Source organism: Kluyvera sichuanensis, assembly GCF_014218705.1.
GTDB lineage: Bacteria > Pseudomonadota > Gammaproteobacteria > Enterobacterales > Enterobacteriaceae > Kluyvera > Kluyvera sichuanensis.
The window spans coordinates 1-216 of sequence record NZ_JABBJF010000112.1; the positions used below are offsets into that span (position 1 = coordinate 1).

The 216-nt window shown below is 49.5% G+C and carries 1 rRNA gene; it reads left to right on the plus strand.

Annotated features, from left to right (window positions below):
- A 23S ribosomal RNA gene (locus tag HII27_RS27010) occupies positions 1-216 on the plus strand; the annotation flags it as partial.

The following is a 216-nucleotide window of genomic DNA, read 5'->3' on the forward strand; positions in this document are numbered from 1 at the left end:
GGTTAATATTCCTGTACTTGGTGTTACTGCGAAGGGGGGACGGAGAAGGCTATGTTAGCCGGGCGACGGTTGTCCCGGTTTAAGCATGTAGGCGGGAAGTTTAGGTAAATCCGGACTTCTTTTAACGCTGAGGTGTGATGACGAGGCACTACGGTGCTGAAGTAACAAATGCCCTGCTTCCAGGAAAAGCCTCTAAGCATCAGGTAACATCAAATC